Source organism: Micrococcaceae bacterium Sec5.8 (assembly GCA_039636775.1).
GTDB lineage: Bacteria > Actinomycetota > Actinomycetes > Actinomycetales > Micrococcaceae > Arthrobacter.
Map to the genome: position 1 here is coordinate 3,446,703 of CP143429.1, position 20,300 is coordinate 3,467,002.

At 66.4% G+C, this 20,300-nt stretch carries 20 protein-coding genes; 9 read left to right on the forward strand and 11 right to left on the reverse strand.

Annotated features, from left to right (window positions below; all coding sequences use genetic code 11):
• Window positions 1-34 precede the first annotated feature (34 nt).
• Both VUN84_15875 and VUN84_15880 read right to left on the reverse strand, forming a co-directional pair.
• Window positions 35-2,362, reverse strand: coding sequence for an EAL domain-containing protein (locus VUN84_15875; GenBank protein ID XAS63751.1), 2,328 nt, complete (start codon window positions 2,360-2,362; stop codon window positions 35-37).
• 243 nt (window positions 2,363-2,605) lie between these two features.
• On the reverse strand, window positions 2,606-3,094 hold the full coding sequence (locus VUN84_15880; protein XAS63752.1) for a GNAT family N-acetyltransferase: 489 nt from the start codon (window positions 3,092-3,094) through the stop codon (window positions 2,606-2,608).
• 45 nt (window positions 3,095-3,139) lie between these two features.
• Between VUN84_15880 and VUN84_15885 the strand changes: the two genes are divergently transcribed.
• The gene (locus VUN84_15885; protein XAS63753.1) at window positions 3,140-3,394 is read left to right on the forward strand and encodes a hypothetical protein; all 255 of its coding nucleotides are present in this window, start codon (window positions 3,140-3,142) and stop codon (window positions 3,392-3,394) included.
• A gap of 25 nt (window positions 3,395-3,419) precedes the next feature.
• On the opposite strand, the gene VUN84_15890 is transcribed toward VUN84_15885, so the two are convergent.
• The 3 genes from VUN84_15890 to VUN84_15900 form a co-directional block, all read right to left on the reverse strand.
• The gene (locus VUN84_15890; protein XAS63754.1) at window positions 3,420-4,742 is read right to left on the reverse strand and encodes an MFS transporter; all 1,323 of its coding nucleotides are present in this window, start codon (window positions 4,740-4,742) and stop codon (window positions 3,420-3,422) included.
• Window positions 4,739-5,974: an acetylornithine deacetylase gene (gene argE, locus VUN84_15895; GenBank protein ID XAS63755.1), complete on the reverse strand. Its 1,236-nt coding sequence runs from the start codon at window positions 5,972-5,974 to the stop codon at window positions 4,739-4,741. Before argE ends, VUN84_15890 begins: the two co-directional genes overlap by 4 nt.
• Window positions 5,975-6,169: 195 nt before the next feature.
• Window positions 6,170-6,802, reverse strand: coding sequence for an XRE family transcriptional regulator (locus tag VUN84_15900; GenBank protein XAS63756.1), 633 nt, complete (start codon window positions 6,800-6,802; stop codon window positions 6,170-6,172).
• Between the two features lie 121 nt (window positions 6,803-6,923).
• On the opposite strand from VUN84_15900, the gene VUN84_15905 reads away from it, so the two are divergent.
• Both VUN84_15905 and VUN84_15910 read left to right on the forward strand, forming a co-directional pair.
• The gene (locus tag VUN84_15905) at window positions 6,924-7,655 is read left to right on the forward strand and encodes an SDR family NAD(P)-dependent oxidoreductase (GenBank protein ID XAS63757.1); all 732 of its coding nucleotides are present in this window, start codon (window positions 6,924-6,926) and stop codon (window positions 7,653-7,655) included.
• Window positions 7,656-7,732: 77 nt separating this feature from the next.
• On the forward strand, window positions 7,733-8,626 hold the full coding sequence (locus VUN84_15910) for an alpha/beta hydrolase (protein XAS63758.1): 894 nt from the start codon (window positions 7,733-7,735) through the stop codon (window positions 8,624-8,626).
• A 1-nt stretch (window position 8,627) separates the two neighbouring features.
• Here VUN84_15910 and VUN84_15915 read toward each other — a convergent pair whose 3' ends face one another.
• Together VUN84_15915 and VUN84_15920 are read right to left on the reverse strand one after the other, a co-directional pair.
• A complete protein-coding gene (locus tag VUN84_15915) occupies window positions 8,628-8,909 on the reverse strand; it encodes a nitrilase-related carbon-nitrogen hydrolase (GenBank protein ID XAS63759.1) in 282 nt (93 codons plus the stop codon).
• 103 nt (window positions 8,910-9,012) lie between these two features.
• Complete coding sequence (locus VUN84_15920) at window positions 9,013-9,315, reverse strand: helix-turn-helix transcriptional regulator (protein XAS63760.1); 303 nt, start codon at window positions 9,313-9,315, stop codon at window positions 9,013-9,015.
• 68 nt (window positions 9,316-9,383) lie between these two features.
• On the opposite strand from VUN84_15920, the gene map reads away from it, so the two are divergent.
• A complete protein-coding gene (gene map / locus VUN84_15925) occupies window positions 9,384-10,166 on the forward strand; it encodes a type I methionyl aminopeptidase (protein ID XAS63761.1) in 783 nt (260 codons plus the stop codon).
• A 52-nt stretch (window positions 10,167-10,218) separates the two neighbouring features.
• Here map and VUN84_15930 read toward each other — a convergent pair whose 3' ends face one another.
• The 3 genes from VUN84_15930 to VUN84_15940 all read right to left on the reverse strand — a co-directional run bounded on the left by VUN84_15930 (window position 10,219) and on the right by VUN84_15940 (window position 14,525).
• Window positions 10,219-10,998: a GPP34 family phosphoprotein gene (locus VUN84_15930; protein XAS63762.1), complete on the reverse strand. Its 780-nt coding sequence runs from the start codon at window positions 10,996-10,998 to the stop codon at window positions 10,219-10,221.
• A 108-nt stretch (window positions 10,999-11,106) separates the two neighbouring features.
• On the reverse strand, window positions 11,107-13,110 hold the full coding sequence (locus VUN84_15935) for a VWA domain-containing protein (protein XAS63763.1): 2,004 nt from the start codon (window positions 13,108-13,110) through the stop codon (window positions 11,107-11,109).
• A gap of 26 nt (window positions 13,111-13,136) precedes the next feature.
• Window positions 13,137-14,525, reverse strand: coding sequence for a sigma 54-interacting transcriptional regulator (locus VUN84_15940; protein ID XAS63764.1), 1,389 nt, complete (start codon window positions 14,523-14,525; stop codon window positions 13,137-13,139).
• Window positions 14,526-14,901: 376 nt separating this feature from the next.
• On the opposite strand from VUN84_15940, the gene VUN84_15945 reads away from it, so the two are divergent.
• Together VUN84_15945 and VUN84_15950 are read left to right on the forward strand one after the other, a co-directional pair.
• Window positions 14,902-16,158: a phosphatidylserine/phosphatidylglycerophosphate/cardiolipin synthase family protein gene (locus VUN84_15945; protein XAS63765.1), complete on the forward strand. Its 1,257-nt coding sequence runs from the start codon at window positions 14,902-14,904 to the stop codon at window positions 16,156-16,158.
• Window positions 16,159-16,271: 113 nt separating this feature from the next.
• Window positions 16,272-17,144 carry a phosphatase PAP2 family protein gene (locus tag VUN84_15950; protein ID XAS63766.1) on the forward strand — a complete coding sequence of 291 codons (873 nt, stop codon included), beginning with the start codon at window positions 16,272-16,274 and terminating at the stop codon, window positions 17,142-17,144.
• Window positions 17,145-17,163: 19 nt separating this feature from the next.
• Here the strand turns inward: VUN84_15950 and VUN84_15955 are convergent, their stop codons facing one another.
• A complete protein-coding gene (locus VUN84_15955; protein ID XAS63767.1) occupies window positions 17,164-17,340 on the reverse strand; it encodes a CsbD family protein in 177 nt (58 codons plus the stop codon).
• 477 nt (window positions 17,341-17,817) lie between these two features.
• Here VUN84_15955 and VUN84_15960 point away from each other — a divergent pair, with 477 nt between their 5' ends.
• Genes VUN84_15960 through rbsD form a run of 3 tightly spaced genes read left to right on the forward strand, consistent with a single transcriptional unit; the run spans window position 17,818 to window position 20,300 of the window.
• The gene (locus tag VUN84_15960) at window positions 17,818-18,843 is read left to right on the forward strand and encodes a LacI family DNA-binding transcriptional regulator (GenBank protein XAS63768.1); all 1,026 of its coding nucleotides are present in this window, start codon (window positions 17,818-17,820) and stop codon (window positions 18,841-18,843) included.
• 21 nt (window positions 18,844-18,864) lie between these two features.
• On the forward strand, window positions 18,865-19,839 hold the full coding sequence (locus VUN84_15965; protein ID XAS63769.1) for a ribokinase: 975 nt from the start codon (window positions 18,865-18,867) through the stop codon (window positions 19,837-19,839).
• A 56-nt stretch (window positions 19,840-19,895) separates the two neighbouring features.
• Window positions 19,896-20,300, forward strand: a complete 405-nt coding sequence (gene rbsD / locus VUN84_15970) for a D-ribose pyranase (GenBank protein ID XAS63770.1) — start codon at window positions 19,896-19,898, stop codon at window positions 20,298-20,300.

Genomic DNA, 20,300 nt, shown 5'->3' on the forward strand with positions numbered 1-20,300 from the left:
GTCCGACACCGGGTACCCGGCCGGGACGTAGAAATCACGCCCTCGGAAGGGGCTTCTCCGGGAGGCGGCCGGGGACGGCGTACCTGTCCGGGGACGGTAGGAGGGCACGGCTGATGAGCCAGGCGTCCAGTTCAGCAGGGGGAACCGGCCTGGACATAAAATAGCCCTGAGCGAGGTCGCAGCCGTAATCGCTCAGTGCCCGGAAAGCTTGCGCGTCCTCAACGCCCTCGGCCGTCATCTCCAGGCCCAGGCTGTGGGCCAGATCGATCGTCGAGACCACCAGGGCCGTGGCCCGCGCGTCATCCATCATGGTCAGGATGAAGGACTTGTCGAGCTTGAGCTCGTCGATGGGCAGCTCCCGCAGGTAGGACAGTGAGCTGTAGCCCTTCCCGAAATCATCCACCGCAATCCGAACACCCATATCCCGAAGCTCAGAAAGGATGGTGCAGGCCCGGTTGCGGTCGGCGACCAGAACGTCTTCGGTGATTTCGAGGACCAGCACGGAGGGTGACAGCCCGCGGGCAGCGGTCATCGCTGCCACCTGGGCCGGCAACCCGGAGTCCATTACCGAACTGGCGGAGAGGTTGACAGCCACGGAGAGGGGCCGCTCCCGGGCCGCCCAGATCGCGGCCTGGTCCAAGGCCTGAGCGAGGACGACCCCCGTCAACGCGGGCATGAGCCCGGCTTCGTCGAACCGCTTCAAGAAGGTGTCGGGTTGCAGCAGACCCAGCGCCGGGTGTTCCCAGCGGACCAGGGCTTCCACTCCCCGAATATCCCCTGATGCGAGATTAATCTTCGGCTGAAAATGAAGGACCAGTTGATTCTGGAGGAGCGCGTCATTCAGCGCCTGCACGCTGTGGAACTGGCTGGGGACGACGTCGATCGCACCGTCCGCATAGAGACAGTGGCCGCTGTGCATGGTCTTGGCGGAGTACATGGCCAGGTCTGCTTTGCGCAGCAGCAAGCTCAGGTCCCGGCCCTGCTCCGGGTAACAGGAAATGCCGATGCTTGCGTTGACTTGGACCGTTACCCCGTCCAGGTCATAGGGCTCTGCGAGCGCGGCCCGGAGTTTCAGTGCGACCGCCTGCGCGTCGGCCGGCCCGCAGTTCGCAACGTGGACCACAAACTCGTCACCGCCCATCCGCGCGAGGAGATCGACGGCGCGGAGTTGCCCCGACAGGCGTTCCGCGACCTGGATGAGGAGCCGGTCCCCCACATCGTGGCCGAGTCCGTCGTTGATTTCCTTGAATTTGTCGAGGTCCAGCAGCAGCACCGCGCTGGGGTGCCGTGCGTCGGCCGCCAGCCGCCGGGGAAGGTCGGTGTAGAGGGCCCTCCTGTTTGATAGACCGGTCAGTTCATCAGTTCTGGCCTGCCGGTTGGCGTCCGACAGGCGGAGCCGCTGACGGAACACCAACGGCAGGGCGGCCATGGCCAGGGTGAGGCTGGCGAGCACCACGGCGAGGACTACCACCCGCTGCTGGGAAGCCAGGATCAGGACACCCAGACCGGCGGCTGTTGCGAGCGCCGGAACGGCCTGCGCGGGAACTGCGGCCCCCAGACCGCCGTCGGATCTCTCTGCTCGGCCCTGGAACACAATCCAGGAACCGATGAGCGCCGTACCGGCTCCCCACGCGGCATCCAGCGGCGTGCCGATGACGTACATGCCGCTAATTTCCAGCAGGGCGTAAGCGATGTCAGCGCCCGCAAAAGTGATGAGTCCCAGGACCAGCAAGCTCCATCCACCTGCCAGCGCCGGCCGCGCGGTCGCCGCAATTCCAATGACGGCCGCCACCAGCAGAAGATCCAGGAGCGGGTAGGCCGCCCCGACCGTAACCGTCCAGGCCCCCGTACCGTCGAGTGCCGAGTTCAGGACCGGGCTAAGCACCACTGTGAGAACAGCGGCGGCACCAAGGGCTCCGACGGCGCTGTCCAGGATCACGGGCCACCTCATGTCACGCGAACGGTCACGGACAATGACGGCCAAGGCCGCCAGCATCAGGACATAGAAACCCAGATAGCCGATGTCCGCCGGCGACGGCAAAGGAACGTCCTCGCCGGCTGCCGACTGCAGGACGTAGTAGGTATCACCCGCGGCCTGGCAGGACAGCGCCCCGGCGGACAGCAGAATCTCCGTCTGCCGGCCCTTCAGCCAGCCGACCGTCCACCAGCCCACTGCGGCCGGAAGCCATACCACCAGCAAGGCGAGGAAACCATCAACGAAGAAATCGAAGTCGGCCGAATTCCGAAAGGTCACTCCGGCCGCGTACGCACCGGCTACGGCCAGCAAGGCGCCAGGTACCAGCCAGATTTTGCGGTCCCCGCGTCGGAGGCCGTGGCTCGTTATGAGTTGTTGGAAGACCATCAGTCGTCACTGCCCCTGATTTTCGCCAGACGTCGGCGACCCGGGGTCCTGCTCGACCCCGGCAAACTCGTTGCTGACGGGGGCGGCGCGCACCCCGGTGTTGCTGCGGGTCATGGTTCTCCTTCGAGCGGGACGGTGCGCCCCAGTATCCTTATCGGCCGGGAACAGGAGCGCGTAATGCACAGCGGCCAGGAATCCGTGATTGTGATCGAACGGCAACACCGGCCGGCGCCGTGCCGGCTTTCAGAGCAAGAGTTTGAACCCTACGTGCGACGCCTCAAACCCCAGACGCTCATAGAACCGGTGCGCTGCGACCCGGGAACCGTCCGAGGTCAGCTGCACCAGTTTTGCGCCGCGTCGACGCCCTTCCGCGACCGCCCACGCGATCATCGCCCCTCCGAGGCCGTTGCTCCGCAGGTCCGACCGGACGCGCACCGCCTCGATCTGCAGCCGTGTTGCCCCTGCCCGGGCGAGTCCGGGTATGAAGGTCAGCTGCATGGTCGCGACCACGTGAGTGTCGGCCGCGACGGCAACAACCAGAAGCTGGGCGGGATCAGCGCTGATTGCCTGAAAGGCATGGTCGTAGGGGCCGCGGTCCTCTGGAGCGGCGGAGTCGACGGCGGACCTGAGTTGATCGTCCGCCAGAAGCCCCAGGATAGGGCCGACGTCGGAAGCTTCGGCCTTCCGCAATATGAAGGGGCGGCCGGCCAGCTTGAGTTCTGCGGGAATCATCCGCCCAGTATTCCAGCCACTGGCGTCGGCGCCGTCGGCTGGTGGATGCAGCGCACCGGCAAGCCAGTGGATCTGGCCGGAGCCGGCGTTCGCCTGGGTGATCGCGGGACCGATCCGGCCCCCGCCCGCCCGACGGTGCCGGCACGGCTCCGGGTGCTGGGCACGGCCATCGCCGGGCACGCCATGATTTCCCAGCTTCTCTATGCCGGATTATTCGTCCAGGTTTCGGCGCCGATCGGAGAGCTGCGCCAGGCGGGCGAGCTGATGTACTGCGCCGGCAGGGCAGGCCGGGTCCCGTGACGACGGGAACCCGGCCACACCTGGATCAGGCCTGGCGGTACACCTTGCGTGCAATGGTCAGGCTGACCGTTGCGATGACCGCGATGGCCACCAGGTAATACCCCGGCACCAGCAGGGAGCCGGTGCTGCCGATCAGCCACGTCAGGATGAACGGGGCAAAGCCGCCAAAGACGGTGACCCCGATGTTGTAGCCCAGGGAGAGTCCCGTGGACCGGATCCGGGCCGGGAACATCGAGGACATGATGGCCGGCAGCGGCGCGAAGTAGGCGGTGGCCAGCACCGACAGTAGGAGTTCGACCACGATCATGGTGGGCAGCGCCGGCGCCGCGATGAGCACCAGGAATGCCGGGATGCCGACGACGATGGTTCCGGCGGCCGCCCAGGTCATGACCCGGGCCGGACCCACCTTGTCTGCCAGCATGCCGATGAACGGCGACCCCAGGCTCATGACCACCCCGAAGATCAAGGTGGAGAGGAAGCCTACGGACTTGGGCATTCCGAGGTTGACGATCGCGTAGGTGGGCATGAAGAGGGCGATGTAGACGCCGACGGATCCGAGGGAAACGACGCCGACGATGGCCCAGAGCCGGCCGCCGTTGCCGATGAATGTCTCCCGCAGGGGCGAGGCGGACCGTTCCGTGGCCAGGAATTCCGGCGTTTCCTCCATCTTGGACCGGATGTACCAGCCGACCGGTCCGATGGCCAGCGCAAAGATGAACGGCAGCCGCCAGCCCCAGGAGTCCAGTGCCTGCGTGCTGAGGTACGTGTTCAGAACGAATCCAAAGATTCCGGCCAGCAGGATGCCGCCGCCCTGGGTGGCCACCTGCCAGCTGCCATAGAACGCCTTGCGGTTGGGGGCGTATTCGATCAAGTAGGCCGTGGCCGTGCCAAACTCCCCGCCGGTGGCGAATCCCTGCAGCAGCCGGGCGACCAGCACCAGGATGCTCGCTGTGACCCCGATGGCGGCCGCTGTGGGTGCAACGACAATGAGCAGGGTGCCGGCGAACATGACGAGGATGGACACCAGCATGCCCGCCTTGCGGCCGGCCCTGTCGGCGTAGCGGCCGATGATGATGCCGCCGAGCGGCCGCATGATGAAAGAGACCCCGAACGAGGCGAAGGCCAGCAGCAACGACGCCGTCTCGTTCGTCGTCGGGAAGAACAGCTTGGAAATGGTGACGGCGAACGTGCCGTAGACGATCAGGTCGAACCATTCGAGTCCGTTGCCGATGGAGGCAGCGACGACGGCTTTGCGGGCGTTGCTTTGTTCCAGCGCAAGTTCCGCTGCCGAACGCGGCTTGGTGACGGGGTCGTTGGACCCGATGCTGGGGGCGGTTTGATGGCTCATGGCTGTGCAGTCCGTTCGGTCGTAGCGAGGTGGGCAGCGAGAGCCTGCAGGAAATGCTCGCAGGCGGCAATCTGGGTCAGTTCGATGTATTCGTTGGCGGTGTGGCCTTGGTCCATGGAGCCGGGTCCGCAGACCACGGTGTCGATGCCGGCCCGCTGGAAGAGCCCGGCCTCGGTGGCGTAGACCACGGTTTCTTCGACCGCGTGGCCGGTGAGGCGCTGCGCCAGTTCGAGGGCGGCGCGCGGGCTCTCGGGGCTGAGCCCCGGGACTTTGCCCAACGGGACCATCCGGATGTCCGCGGCGGGGTTCTCTTGCTGGATGGCGGCCCGGAGTTCGGCCAGGTTGTCCTCGATACGGGCGATGACGGCCTCCGGGTCGTCACCGGGAATGGTCCTGAACTCGAACTCGAAGTCGCACCTTTCGGCAACCGTGTTCACGGCGGCCCCGCCGCTGACGACGCCGACGTTGGCGGTGGTGTACGGCACCACAAAGGTCGCATCGAACGGGCCGGACAACCGGCGTTCGTCAGCAAGTGAGCGGATGAAGGCGATGGACCGGGCCGCATATTCGATGGCGTTGACGCCGGTGGAGGTCATGGCGGAGTGGGCGGCAATTCCACGGACGCTGACGCGGTAAAGCTGGCTGCTCTTATGCGCCGAGACGGGATTCATGCTGGTGGGCTCACCGACAAAACACAGCCGGGGACGGATTCCGCGGGCCGCAAGCTCGTCCAGCAGGACGACGGCGCCGTGGCAGCCGACCTCTTCGTCGTACGTCCAGGCGAAGTGCAGCGGTTCCGCCAGCGGACAAGACAGGAACTCGGGCAGGAGGGCCAGGATGGCGCCGCTGAAAGCCTTCATGTCCGTGGTACCGCGGCCGTAAAGCCGCCCGTCGCGGATCTCGGGCGTGAAAGGGTCACTGTCCCAGTCCTGGCCGTCCACCGGGACGACGTCGGTGTGCCCGGCGAGCATGATGCCGCCAGTGACGGTGCCGTCGAGGGCGGGAATCGTGGCGAAAAGGTTGGCCTTGTTGCCGTCAGGGCTGGGGACGATCACCGGGGTGATGCCGTGGGCGGTGAGCTCCTCGGCCATGCTGGAAATCATCGCAAGATTGGAATTGCGGCTGGTGGTGTCGAAGGTGATCAGCTTCTCGGACCACGCGAGCGCGGCGGCGCTGGGGGCGGGGCCGGCGGTTGTTGGAACGGCGGCTGCCGGTGCGGAGGTGGGCGTCATGGGCAGAATCCTCGGGATGGTGGATGGGCCGGCGCTGGTGGCTGGCTGCGGCAGGCCTGGCAGCCTGCTGGCTCCACGCGCTCCCCTCAGTATTTGGCGGACCCGCCACCCCTGTCAACACTTTGAACGCGATTTATTCATTTTATTGAACTTTTGATGCCGGTGCCCGCCGCAGCATCCCTGCGGCAGCGAGAGCTAGAACGACGGCGGCGTCATGGCCCCGATAAGCACCGCATCCTCCGACGTGGAGTTGCGGTACCAGTGCGGCAGCGAGGAGTCATAGGTCAGCGAATCGCCTTCCGCGAGGTCATATCCCACACCATTGACACAGACGTGCAACCGGCCCTGCAGCACGGTTACGCATTCCTCACCGGCGTGTTTGAAGGGGGCATCCTCGTTGTCCCAGCCCGCCGCGATTTGGGCCCGGAGCATGCCCAACTGCCCGCTCATGTGCGGCGTCAGGAGTTCGTAGATGAGGTTGTCCTCGGCAACCTCCAGTCGCCGCCGGTCCTCGCGCCGCACCAGCGCGCCGCCCTGGTCTTTTGTGTCGAAGAACCGCCCTACCGGCACTTTCAAGGCCTGGGACAGCTTAATCAGTGTGGTCAGCGACGGATTGCCTTGGCCGCGCTCAATTTGGCTGAGCAGGCCGGGGCTGAGGCCGGCTGCTGCGGCCAGGTTGCCGATGCTGTATCCGGCCTCCCGCCGCAACTGCAGGACCAGCGCCCCCACGGCAGTCATCGCCCGTTCGGCCTGGCCCTCCACACCGGAAAATTCCATGTCCAAGCCGAGGCCGAAGCCGTGATTCTCCATCCCACGATCGTCCGCCATAGTGAAGATATCGTCAAGATAATGAAGCTCCGGCCGCTGGCTGGCCGCCGGAGCTCCGGGGCAGCCCTGCCTGCCGGCCGGGTGCGTCAGCAACTAGGCTTGGCGCAACGAGGAGGAACTGATGAGCAGCATATTCATCACGGGTTCGAGCGACGGACTGGGCCGGGCCACCGCAGAATCTCTTCTTGAGAGGGGTCATCAGGTGATCGTGCATGCACGCAATGCTGACCGTCTGGCCTCGCTGCAGGATCTCCTTGACCGCGGGGCGGAAGGCGTGGTGGGGGACCTGTCCGACGCCGGGCAGACGCGCGACGTCGCCGACCAGGTGAACCGGGTCGGCCCCGCGGGTGTGGTGGTCCACAACGCCGGGGTGTTGAACGGCCCGCATGTCTTTCACGTCAACGTCGTGGCCCCGTACCTTCTCACCGCCCTGCTCGGCCGGCCCAGCAGGCTGATCTACCTCAGCAGCGGCATGCACCGCGGCGGCCACACTCGCCTCGCCAGCATCGACTGGAACGGACCGGGGCAGAGTGCGTCCTACTCAGACAGCAAGCTTTACGTCACCGCCCTCGCGGCAGCCGTCGCCCGGCTGTGGCCGGACGTCCTCAGCAACGCTGTGGACCCCGGGTGGGTGCCCACGAAAATGGGCGGCCCGGGAGCGCCGGATGATCTGCGGCTGGGCCATCTCACCCAGGAATGGCTCGCCACCAGCAATGACCCGGAGGCGCTGACGAGTGGCGGCTACTGGCACCATCAACGCCTGGCGAAAGCCCACCCCGCCGTCCACGACGTGCATTTCCAGGATGAACTGGTGGACCATCTGGCCCGGGCCACCGGAGAGCGCCTGCTCTAGGTCCGCCGGGACGCCAAGCCGGGCGCGTCGCCGGGCGAATTCGAAGGTCACCGTACCGGCAGGGTCAGAATGGCTGCATGAGCTTTACCTCCTTCGGCCGCATCAAGACCCCCGTCCTGGATATCGGCTACGAATCTGCAGGCGATCCGGGCGGAACCCCGGTCATCCTCCTGCACGGGTTCCCGTACGACGTGCGGGCCTTCGACGACGTCGCCCCGATCCTCGCGGACCAGGACGCCTTCGTACTCGCCCCGTACCTGCGCGGCTTCGGTCCGACCCGTTTCCTCGAGGAAACGACCATCCGCTCCGGGCAGCAAGCCGCTCTCGGGCAGGACCTCCTCGACTTCATGGATGCCCTCAACATCGAACAGGCGGTCTTGGCCGGCTACGACTGGGGCGGCCGGGCGGCGTGCATCGCGGCTGCGCTGGACCCCGGACGCGTCGCCGGCCTCGTCTCCGTCGGCGGGTACAACATGCACAACCTCGCGCGTTCCGGCGAACCCGCCTCCCCGGAGTGGGAGCGAAGCTACTGGTACCAGTACTACTTCCACTCGGAGCGGGGGCGCCGCGGGCTGGAACATAACCGGGACGAACTGTGCGAGCTGCTGTGGCGGACCTGGTCACCCACCTGGGCTGCTGCAGGCCAGGCGTTTCCTGCGAGCGCCCCGAGCCTGCACAATCCCGATTTCGTCGACGTCGTCATCCACTCCTACCGGCACCGCTACGGACTGGCTGACGGCGACCCCCGGTACCAGCGGTTCGAGGACCTGATCGCGCAGGAGCCGCGCATCACGGTTCCGACCGTGGTGCTCGAAAGCGGGGACGACGGCGTCGGCGGCCCCGGGGCGATGGCAGGCAGGGACAAGTTCACCGGCCCCTACAGCCAAAGCGTCCTTCCCGGTATTGGACATAACGTTCCCCAGGAGAATCCGGCTGCGTTCGCACGGGCCGTGGTCAGCCTTTTCGGCTAAGTCAGCGGGCCGGGAGATCGTCGAGGTAGACATTCAGGTTCCGGGCGCTGTTGACAGCCTCGACATCGATCTCAATGACCGCCACAGACTCGCTCCTTGGGAGGAGCGCTGCGTTGCGGCCGAACGGCGTGGCCACACAGCTGTGGCCGGTAAACCCGGGACCACAGTGATTCGCGTAAGCGATGAAAACCCCGTTCTCCGGCGCACGGGCCGGGACTTGGAGGGTGGACGTCGCCGTCGCGGAATAGCCCCACGCCGCCGGGCACGGCTGCCGCCTGCACAACGCCCACTAGAACTGGCTTACTTACGGTGCCTCCCGAACGTCCATCGCGCGGGGCGGGACGCACGGACGCACGACTGCGGGCGCGCAACGGCCGGGGTGAGGTTCAGGAGGCCAAGCGCTGACGCGCGTTCCCACTTGAGCGGGCCGGGTCGACTCCGCGTTCCGGAAGGCTGACCTCGGCCCACACCTCGTCGAGGGAGAGGCCGAGGACGTCAGCGATTGCCGCGATCGTCGAAAAGGCAGGAGTCGCTACCCGACCGGACTCGATTTTCCGGAGGGTCTCGGGCGAGACACCCGCATCCAGCGCCGTGTGGAGCATGGAACGTTCCCCCCGGGCCAGACGCACGAGGGCACCCAGGCGTTGTCCGCGTTCGACGTCTGCGGGCGTGAGCGGCAATCTGACCATGCCAACGATTCTAGTACCGGGATACTATTACCGGGATAGTTATTGGTTATGCGCAAGGAAGGTGCCACATGATCGAAATCTTGAACCAGGCCGAAATGTCACGAGCCCGCGAGGCCGGGGCGCTGGTGGCCGGGATCTTGCAGACGGTGAAAAGCCGCTGCACGGTCGGCACCAACCTGCTGGAGATCGACCGGTGGACCAAGGCCATGATCGCCGAGGCCGGAGCGCTGTCCTGCTACATCGACTACGCACCTTCCTTCGGACGCGGACCGTTCGGCCACTACATCTGCACGGCCGTCAACGACGCGGTGCTCCACGGGCTGCCCTACGACTACGCGCTGGCCGACGGCGACCTGCTGACACTCGACCTGGCCGTCATCAAAAGCGGAATCGCGGCCGACTCCGCCATCAGCTTTCTGGTGGGCGACTCGAGACCCCCGGAGAGCGTCGCCATGATTGATACGACGGAGCGGGCATTGAGCGCGGGCATAGCCGCCGCTGCTCCGGGGGCGCGGATCGGCGACATCTCACATGCCATTGGCTCGGTCCTCAGCGAAGCGGGATATCCGGTCAACACCGAGTTTGGCGGTCATGGCATCGGATCAACAATGCATCAGGACCCGCACATCGCAAACACCGGGCGGCCGGGCCGCGGATACACACTGCGCCCCGGATTGCTGCTCGCGCTGGAGCCGTGGGTGATGGCCGACACCGCCAAACTCATCACCGACGCCGACGGGTGGACGCTGCGAAGCGCCACCGGCTGCCGGACGGCACACAGCGAACACACCATTGCCATCACGGACGACGGCGCCGAAATTCTCACTTTGCCGGAGCGGGTGCAACCGTGACGCCAGCCGAGCGGCCCTCCCTGGGCGGCTCCCGCGGGGCAACCACGCAGCATTAAAGCGTCGCGGCTTCTTCCTGCGCCAGCCGGATCAGCCGGAGTTCGTCTTCCACGGCGCGTGCCGGCCAGTAATCCTTTGCCATCTCGTCTGCGCGAACCCTGTCCGCTGCGGGAAAGAGCTTGCCGAACAGCCCGGCCGCCTGAAGCAGCGCTATCAGCGCGGCGGTCCTGTCATCGAGCTCCCGGGAAGCGGAGTCGGCGTTCCCGGGTTTCGCGGCGTCAGGGCCTTGATCCAACTCCGGCTTCCCGGCGTCGACGGCTTTGGACTCGGCCTCCGCAGGCTCAGGTGGTGCGGGGTCAGTCCTGGCGGCTTCGGGCGGTGCGCCGCTGAGCGCCGCTCTGAGCTTCTCCAGGAGCGCAGCTTCCGGGCCGTGGTCCTTCTCCGGATACCGGGTGGACCTGAACAGGCCGAGGCGCTTCTCGCCGATGCGTTCCACGATGCCCTGGGACGCCATCCCCTCATAGACGCGCTGCACTGCGGCCCGGCCCTCCAGCATGGAAACCCAGCGTTTGGGAGTGTGCGGCCGGGATTTGCCTCGGATGAGCTCCAATTCGTGCTGGAGATCCGTCGCCGGGGCTGCGCCGGTTGCCCGGACGTGCTTTCCCTGCAGTTCGATGGCACCGATCAGGTCCAGCTCCGCCAATATGGCTCCGGCCAGCGTGGTTCTGAGTGCAAACAGCGGCACTTCCGGTTTGCCGTCTTTGTCGTTTGTTGCGAGAAGGAGCAAAGCCTGGGGAAGGCTCAGCTCCGCGGTCGTCGGCGTGTCAGCGTCCATAAGATGATCGTGGCGCAGTTACGCCGTCACCACCACGGGATTAAGACCCGTCCGCGCCGCCTGGCGAATCCGAGGAATGCTCAGCGCCTGGGTGCCAGTGCCGGTTCACTAAGTCGCCCAGTCGGCATCGTCGTAGGGGCGGCCGCGGAAGTGGGCGCGGAGGTACTCCCCCACCACGGCTGCGCCCAGGTCCCCGGTCTCGGGCGCCGCCACCCGGCCGTCGATGCGGCGGGCCATCCTCTGGATGAACCGTTCCAGGCCCGGGTCTTCGCCCAGCCGGAAGAACGTGGCCTGCGTCCCGGACCGCCAGAGGCGGTCCAGTTCGGCGACTGTGACCCGGATAGTCTCCGGATCCGGCGGATACGAGAACCATGACTCGCCGTCGGCCAGCAGGTGGGCGGTGGGTTCGCCGTCGGTCACCACCAGCAGGACGGGTTGCATGGACGGGTGCTGGCGGAAGAACCGGCCGGCCAGCAGCAACCCATGGTGCAGGTTGGTGCCCTGCTCCCGCAGCGTGGGAAGGGCCGTGAGCTCGCCGATGTCCATGGACTGCGCGTACCGGCCGAACGTGATCAGCTGCAGCCGGTCGCCGCGGAACCGGGTGGAGACGAGGTGGTGGACGGCAAGGGCCGTGCGTTTCATGGGCACCCAGCGTCCCTCGGCGGCCATCGAGAAGGACACGTCCACGAGCAGGGCAACGGCGGCCTGCGTGCGTGCCTCCGTCTCGGTCACCTCAATGTCATCCATGGCCAGGCGCAGCCCCTGGCGCGGATCACCGCCGTCGGCAATGGTCCGGCGGATGGCGTTGGTGATGGTCCGGGTGACGTCCCATGGTTCGGCGTCGCCGAACGCCCACGGGCGGCTGGAGCCGGTCTGCTCCCCGGCCGCCCCGGCAACCCTGGTGTCCCGGCGCCCCTGCCGGCCGGAGAGCTGTTTGGCGGTGTCGCGCAGCAGCGACCTGCCGAGCCGGCGCATGGCCTGCGGTGAGAGCCGGAGGTCGCCGTCGGCCCCGCGCCGGAGGTAACCGCCGTCCTGCATGGCCTGCTCAATCTCCGCGAGGGTACGGGCGGACACGGCAGCATCCTGTCCCAGCTGGCGGGCGAGGGCGTCCAGGTCCAGATCGTCCAGACGAGAGCCGTTGTAGGACTGGGAGAGCTGCTCGGCAAGTCCGTCCAGTTCGGCGAGGTCCTGGATCACGCCGGTCCCGTCACCGAGCCCGAGCCCCTCCTCCCCCTCGAAGTGCTCGGAGCCGTTCCAGTCCTCGCCGGGGCGCAGGGCGCGGAGGTTGGCGTCCATTTGACCGAGCTGGGCCATGAGTTCGGGTGAGCCGAAGGCCTGGGCGGAGAGCTGCATCAGCTCCTCGCGCTGCCCGGGGGTCATGGACTGCAGGAGCCGCTGGGCGGCGGCCGCGCGCTGGGCGAGCGCGTCCACCAGCTCCTCCACGGATTGCGGGTTCTCCGGAAAGAACTGGCCGTGCTTGGCCATGAACTCCCGGAAGCCCGCGTCGGTGTCCTCGCCGCGCCGGTGTTTGTCGAGGAGCTCGTTGAGGTCCCCCAGCATCCCGGCCACGGCCGCGCGGTCCTCCTCCGTGGCACCCTCGAGTGCTTCCTTCATGCCGGCGAACCGCTGGTCCAGGACTTCCCGGCCCAGCAGGTCCTTGATCCGCTCGTAGGCCTCCCGGGCCGTGCTCGACCGCCAGTCGTAAGAGGCCAATTCGTTGACCGCCGCCGCCGTGGACGAGGGCAGGTTCTGCAGTTGCATCTCCCGGATCGCGCGGTCGGTGTCCTCTATCCGGAGGTCGCGAGCCAGCTGTTTGCGCTCCTCCAGCACCGCCGTGTCCAGCAGCTTCCGGACCTCGTTGAGGGTGCCGTCCAGCCGGTGGCGGCTCAGCAGTTCGCTGCGGCGCTGCTGGACGCGGCCGGCGAGGTCATCCAGGCCCTCCCGGTTGCGGCTGCCGCGCCGCAGGAACTCCTGCAGGGCGTGCCGGGGCGAGTAGCCGGCCATGACGTCCTCTGCGACGGCGTCCAGCGCCTCCGCCAGGTCCACCGGCGGGGCGAGCGGATCCGGTCCGCCCGTGTACCGGCCATACCGGGACCGGTTATGAACGCCCATCGGGTTCTCCTTAGCCGTAGTGCCGCTTACCCGTAGACCGTGGCCTCGTCGTCGGATTCCTTGGAGATCCGGCGGGCGAGGTAGAGACCTTCCAGTGCCAGTTCGACGGCGGCGGCGCGCTGCCCGTCGTTGGTGGCGCCCAGGCGCTCACCGATGTCCTCGTACAGACGGGATCCGTTGAGCGACGGGAGGTTGGCGAGGAACTCCCGCGCGGTGACCAGTTCCCCGGTGGTGACCGTGGAATGACCGTCGAGCGCGGCGACGAGGTCGCCCATATCGATGCCGTGAAAGTGCGCGCGGACGGCTTCTGCGGTGGCCATGCGCAGCAGGTGGTCCAGGATCTCCTGTTCCCGCCCTTCTTCCCCCGACTCGAATTCGATCTTCCCGGCGAGGACTTCCACGGCGGCGGCCAGGTCGATGATCCGGGCGACGGCCTCGTCCTCACCGCGCACACTGGCCCGGCGCAGGGCCGCGGCGGCCACCGTTTCGGCGCCCGCGATGGCGAACCGAGCGGACACCCCGGAGGTCTGGTTAATCGCCGCGGACTGCCGCAGCGCCCGGGTGTAGCGGGCCAGGATCTCGAGGATGACGGGCGGGACGCCGGCCACCAGCTGTCCCTCCTGGCGGATGACGGCCACCTCGTCGTCGAGCTCGATCGGGTAGTGGGTGCGGATCTCGGCGCCAAAGCGGTCCCGCAGCGGCGTGATGATCCTGCCGCGGTTGGTGTAATCCTCCGGGTTCGCGGACGCGACCACCAGGACGTCCAGCGGCAGCCGCAGCACGTAGCCGCGGATCTGGATGTCGCGCTCTTCCATGACATTGAGCATGGAGACCTGGATCCGCTCGGCGAGGTCCGGCAGTTCGTTGATGGCGATGATGCCGCGGTTGGAGCGCGGAACCAGGCCGTAGTGGATGGTTTCCGGGTCGCCCAGGCGGCGGCCCTCGGCTACCCGCATCGGGTCGACGTCGCCGATCAGGTCCGCGACGGAGGTGTCCGGCGTCGCGAGTTTCTCGACGTACCGTTCCGAGCGGTGGCGCCACGCCACCCGTAGGCGGTCCCCCTCGGTGAGGGCACGGGCCCTGGAGTGCTCAGTGAGGGGTTCATACGGGTGTTCGTTCAGTTCCGAGTCCTCGATCACCGGCGACCACTCGTCCAGCAGCCCGGCGAGGGTGCGCAGCAGCCGGGTCTTGCCCTGCCCCCGTTCGCCGAGCAGGACGACGTCGTGCCCGGCGAGCAGTGCCCGCTCGAGCTGGGGCAGGACGGTGCGGCGGAAACCGAACATGCCGGGCCAGGGATCCCGGCCGGCGGCAAGCGCCGCGAGCAGGTTGTCGCGGATTTCGCGGCGCAGGTCCTTCTGGACGTGGCCGGAGGCACGCAGTTCACCAACTGTGAAGATATCGGGGCGGTCATTCACCCTCTTACCGTAGACCTCTACCCGGCCGGGAATCGAGGAATTTCTAGAGATTCCCGGGCATTGGGTCGCAGTCAGGGAGCCGCCCGGGGTCCCTGGCCGAGCCTGTGAAGGCACGGGGAGGCACCGACGACGGGCGGGTTGCGGGCGTCCTGACATGGAGCAGACGGTGAGTTGTGACCAGTGGTGTCCGGCCGGGAACTGACCCTCCTGGCCGAGGGCAGCGTGGAACTGCTCGCGAGGGTATTGCCGGTTGACCGCACCGGCCTGCGCTACCCGTGGCCGCTGGTGTTAGCGCCGGTCTCCTGGCCGGACGCAGGGAGCTGCCGGGGCTGACAGACCAGCCCGAGGCACCCGGACTGCAAACTAAGCTTGGTGGATGGTTGACTTACTCCCGGAGCCCGTTGCGGCCATCGCCCGAAAGACCGTGGGCCGTTCACTACTGACTCTTGCGGCGGTTCAGGGAGCGGTGATCGCAGGGCTCGTCCTTCTGGACGTGGTCAAGAAACGGCGCCGGACCAAGCGCAAGGGGTTCCCCCGCCCCGGCACTTTTGACAGTACGGTCTCGGACACTCCTGTCACGACGTACACCTACGGGGCTGATCTCTACCGTGACATGATCCAGGCGATTGACGAGGCGAAAGACCGGATCTTCATTGAAACGTTCATCTGGAAGGATGACGACACCGGACGCCGGTTCAAGGACGCGCTTAATGAAGCCGCCGGCCGCGGCGTCGAGGTCTCCATCATGTATGACGGGTTTGCCAACCTGGTGGTGCCATCCTCCTTCTTCCGGTTCCACCAGGACATACGCGTCTACCGATTCCCGGTGGTCCGCCCGTCAATGCTCTTCCAAACCCTTCGCGGCACAGGGCTGGACCACCGCAAGCTCCTGGTGGTCGATGACCACATCGGTTTCGTGGGCGGCTACAACATCGGCTCCCTGTACGCCACGGAATGGCGGGACACCCACCTCCGGCTCGTAGGTCCATCGGTGTGGGATCTCCGCCAGGCGTTCGTGAACGTCTGGAACGACCACGCTGCGGGCTCCCCGGCCGAGATTCCGCACACGACCCCGGCCGTGTGGGAGCCGCGGATCCGTGCCGTGAACAACATTCCGGCGGATCTCGTCTACCCGATCCGCGGCATCTATTTGGACGCCATCAACCGGGCCCGGGACCACATCTTTGTCACCATGGCGTACTTCATTCCGGACCAACAGATCCTCAAAGCGCTGCTTGCCGCGAGCAGCCGGGGTGTGGACGTCCGGCTGATCCTCCCCGAAGATTCAAACCACATCCTGTCGGACTGGCTCTCGCACGGGTTTTACCGGTCCCTGCTGGAGGCGGGAGTGACAGTCCTGCTCTACCGGAACGCGATGATCCACGCCAAGACGGCGACTATCGACGGCAGCTGGTCCACCGTGGGCAGCGCCAATATCGACAGGCTGAGTCTGACCGGCAACTATGAAATCAATCTCGAAATCCATGACGACAATTTCGCCTCGGACATGCAGAAGATTTTCGCGGTGGACAGCGGGAACTGCAGGGTACTGACGCTGGAGGAATGGCGGGACCGGCATTCGCTTGCCAGGTTCAGCGAGGCAGTACTGGTCCCGCTCCGGCCGTTGCTCTGAGTCCGGTCCTGCCAGTATCACCTCGCCGTCGATTTGGCGGGAAGGGGCCCGACTGCACGGCCAGATGCTAAGCTTACTTATTATTTGTATCTGTCTTGAGAAGGGCGCCGAGCGTGACGCTGGAAAATAGGCAACCGTCCGAGGCCGGCGTGCAAGGCGAAGTCCGACAGGACCGCTTCATCGGCGGAAATGACTTGACGCGCTGGCGCACCCGGCTCGGCCGGTTCCTGGCGTTCGTCGTCGGGCATGTCAGCCGTGTTCTCGGCCCGCATGCGGCATTGATCCTGACGCTGGCGATTGGTGCGGCCCTGGCCGTTTCCCTCACCGCTGTCTTCGCGCAGGTCTACGAAGCCGTTGTCGATGCCGACGGAGTCGCCGGCCTGGACCATCCCGTCCTGGCTGCGGCCAAGACGGTCCGCTCCCCCGCGTTGGACATTATCGCCACCGGGTACACCGACGTGGGCGGGACCGTCGGCATGCCTATCCTGGCGCTGGCTGTCATGACCGTGCTGGCCCTGCGACGCCGCTCCTGGACCCCGGTCATCCTCATTGTCATTGCCGCCGCCGGCTCCTTGCTGATGACCATCGCGGGCAAGTCACTCATAGGGAGGACCCGGCCCCAGTTGACCGACGCAGTTCCGCCCTACGAGTACTCGGCGTCCTTCCCCAGCGGCCATTCGCTGAACTCGGTTGTCATTGCCGGCGTCGTCGCCTACCTGATCATTCTCCGGTTGCAGTCTGCCCGGGCCAGGGTGGTCACGGCACTGCTCGCAGGTCTCTTCGCCGCGACCATCGGCCTGAGCCGCGTGTACCTGGGTCACCACTGGCTCACCGATGTCCTGGCCGCCTGGGCCCTCGGCGCTGCATGGCTCGCACTGGTGATCACAGCGCACCGGCTCTACCTCACCACGCGTACCCACCGCGTTGAAGCACCGACGAGGCACTCCCCCGAGGGCAAGCGGGAAACCGACGTCATCGACGTGTAGCTGAACGCCGTTGCCGGGGTCAGTGCTTCTTGAAAGCGTCCTTTACCTTTTCAGCAGCCTGCTTCAAATCCGCCCTAACCTGGTCGCCCCTGCCTTCGTTCTTGAGATGGTTGTCACCGGTTGCGCTCCCGGTGGCCTCTTTGGCCTTGCCGGTCAGCTTTGTAACCGCATTCTGAATCTTGTCACCCAGACCCATGGCTTCCTCCTTGGGATACCACCCGGCAGGCTGCCGAGGGATCACAAATTCATGCTATCCGCCGCCCGACGCGACGGCCATCCCCACCGCAGCAACTCCGTAAGGGCCACGCACACCTGCCCGTTCAGAGCTCCCGATTGTAATAGAACATGGGCTCTGTCTGGTTGGGTCCGGTGCTAGTGAACCCATGTGCGGATCCGCCCTGAAATGGGTCCGATGAGGCCGCCGTTCCCGCCCCAAGCGCGCTCACATGAAATTGACATTCTCACGAGCCAAAGACCGGCCGCAGACATCGGTCCAGAGGATTCCCTCATCGCCCTTGCGGCGGAAACTGCGTGGAGAACCTGCCCTTGTCATCTCAACTGAAAACGTTTACAGTATTCAAATGCCGGCGTGAGTTGATTCACAGCCGGCGCCTCATGCCGGTCCGTAAGGGCCGGTCCAGCCAGACCCGGCGACTCAAAGGAGAGGGCATCCGTGGCGAACATCCATGACGTGGCAAAACATGCCGGCGTGTCGATCGCCAGCGTCTCACGCATGCTGGCAGGGCAAAACGTCCGGAGCGCCGAAGCGATCCGGCGGGCGATCGACGACCTCGGCTACCGGCCCAACGCCAGTGCCCGCGGGCTGCGCCTGGGTAAACATCACAGCATTGCCGTGATTGTTCCCGACATCTCCAACCCCTACTTCGCCGCCCTGGTGCGTGGCATCGAGGAACGGGCCATGACGCAGGGTTTCCACATCGTCGTGGCTAGCAGCGATGAGCAGTTCAGCGCGGAATCGGAGGTTCTGGGAAACCTCATCGACGCCGTCGACGCCATCGCGATTGTCCCGGCCGAGGAAGGCGACCGCACCCGCAGGATGCTGGCAGACCTCAACAAGCCGGTAGTGCTAATCGACCGGACCGTCGGGGAAGAGCCGGGCTTCGACCTGGTCCATGTGGACAACGCCAGCGGCGCCCGGGCCGCCGCGGATTATCTCCTGTCCCTGGGGCACCGCAGGATCGGCATTATCAGCGGACGCCAGGACACCGTTCCGGGACGGGTCCGGCACCAGGTCTTCGTACAGGCCCTAGCCGACGCCGGCATCCAGATTCCGGCAGAAGCCGTCAAAATCGGCGAATTCAGCCGTGACTTCGGGCACCGCGCCGCCCAGGAGCTGATCGAACAGCAACTGATCGGCCGGCCCGCCGGAATCACTGCCCTGTTCGTTGGCAACAACACCATGGCCCAGGGTGCCCTCCTCTCCCTGCACGCCGCAGGGGTATCCATCCCCGGGCAGCTCTCCTTCCTTTGCTTTGACGACTTCGACCTTGCGGAACTGCTCCCCGCGCCCGTCACCGTGATCTCACGGCCTGCCATTGCGGAGGGCCACGCGGCCGCGGACCTCCTGCTTAAGCGGATTGAACATTTCGGCAGCCCCAACCAGCCACCCCTGGAGCACAAAGTCCTGCCGGTGAGCCTGACCATCCGGCAGTCCTGCGCCTCTCCTGCCTCCAACTGACCACATCATTTAAGGAACCCCATGACCACAACTGTGCCCGGAAACGGGAATGTCCTGGTGATCGGCAGCATTACCTGCGATCTGACCAGTTTCAGCGACCGCCTGCCGCAGCCCGGGGAAACCGTCCTCGGCAACGCCTTCACCATGGTTCTCGGCGGCAAAGGCGCCAACCAGGCCCTGGCGGCGGCTCGCGCCGGGAGCCAGGTCTCCCTGATCGGAAGCGTGGGCAACGACGGCTTCAGCGAGCTGGTCCTCCGGACCCTGGCCGAGGAACACATCGACACCACGCACGTGATGCGCACGGAAGGACCCACCGGAATCGCCCACATCCGGGTAGACGCCTCAGCGGAGAACGACATCGTGATGATCCCGCTCGCCAACTCCCGGCTGAGCCCCGGGCACATCAGGGATGCCCTTAACCAGTCCCAGCGTCACGCCAACGTGGCCCTGATCCAGCTGGAAATCCCGCACGAATCCGCGCTGGAAGCGGCACGTGCGTGCAAGGCCCGCGGCATCACCGTGATTCTTGACCCCGCCCCGGCCCCGGCCGCGCCCCTGGACGAGGACTTCTGGCCCCACGTGGACATCGTCACCCCCAACGAGACCGAAGCGCGCCTCATCACTGGAATCGCGGTTTCCGACCACGAATCCGCCACCGCGGCCGGACGCTGGTTCACCGACCGCGGCGTGCGGCGCGCCGTCGTCACGCTGGCCGGGGCCGGCGCCGTCGTCGTCGAACGGACTTCCGCGGACAGCACGGCCGTGACCCTGCAGGAACCCTTCCGTGTCACGGCGGTGGACACCACAGCCGCCGGCGATGCCTTTGCCGGTGTGCTGGGCAGCGCGCTTGCCGACGGGCTGGACTGGGATGAGTCGCTGCGCCGCGCCATGGCCGGCGGCGCGCTGGCGGTCACCGTGGCCGGCGCCAGCCCGAGCCTGCCCCGGCGCGACGTCATCGACTCGTTCCTCGCCGCCCGGACGGCCACATCCCGCTGACCGCGGGCAACCACACCACCCTAAAGTCCCATCCTCTACAACGCAGTGGAGCAACTATGCGCAAAAACAGCGGTACCCTCAATGCAGCCCTCGCCCGGGTCATCTCAGAACTGGGCCACACGGACGAACTCGTCGTGACCGACGCCGGCCTGCCGATCCCGGCCGGAGTGGAACGGATCGATCTCGCCCTGACGGCCAACGTCCCGCGGTTCCTCGAGTGCCTGGACGTGGTCCTGGCCGAAGTCGAGGCGGAAGGCGCCATCGCGGCGTCGGAAATAGCCGAGCACAGCCCTGAACTCCTTGAGGCCCTCAAGGAACGGCTCGACAACCACGGAATTCCGCTGGAACTCGTCCCGCACACAGAATTCAAACAGCGGACCAGGAACTCCAGGGCCGCCGTCCGGTCCGGCGAATTCACCCCCTACGCCAACGTGATCCTCGTCGCCGGAGTGGTGTACTGA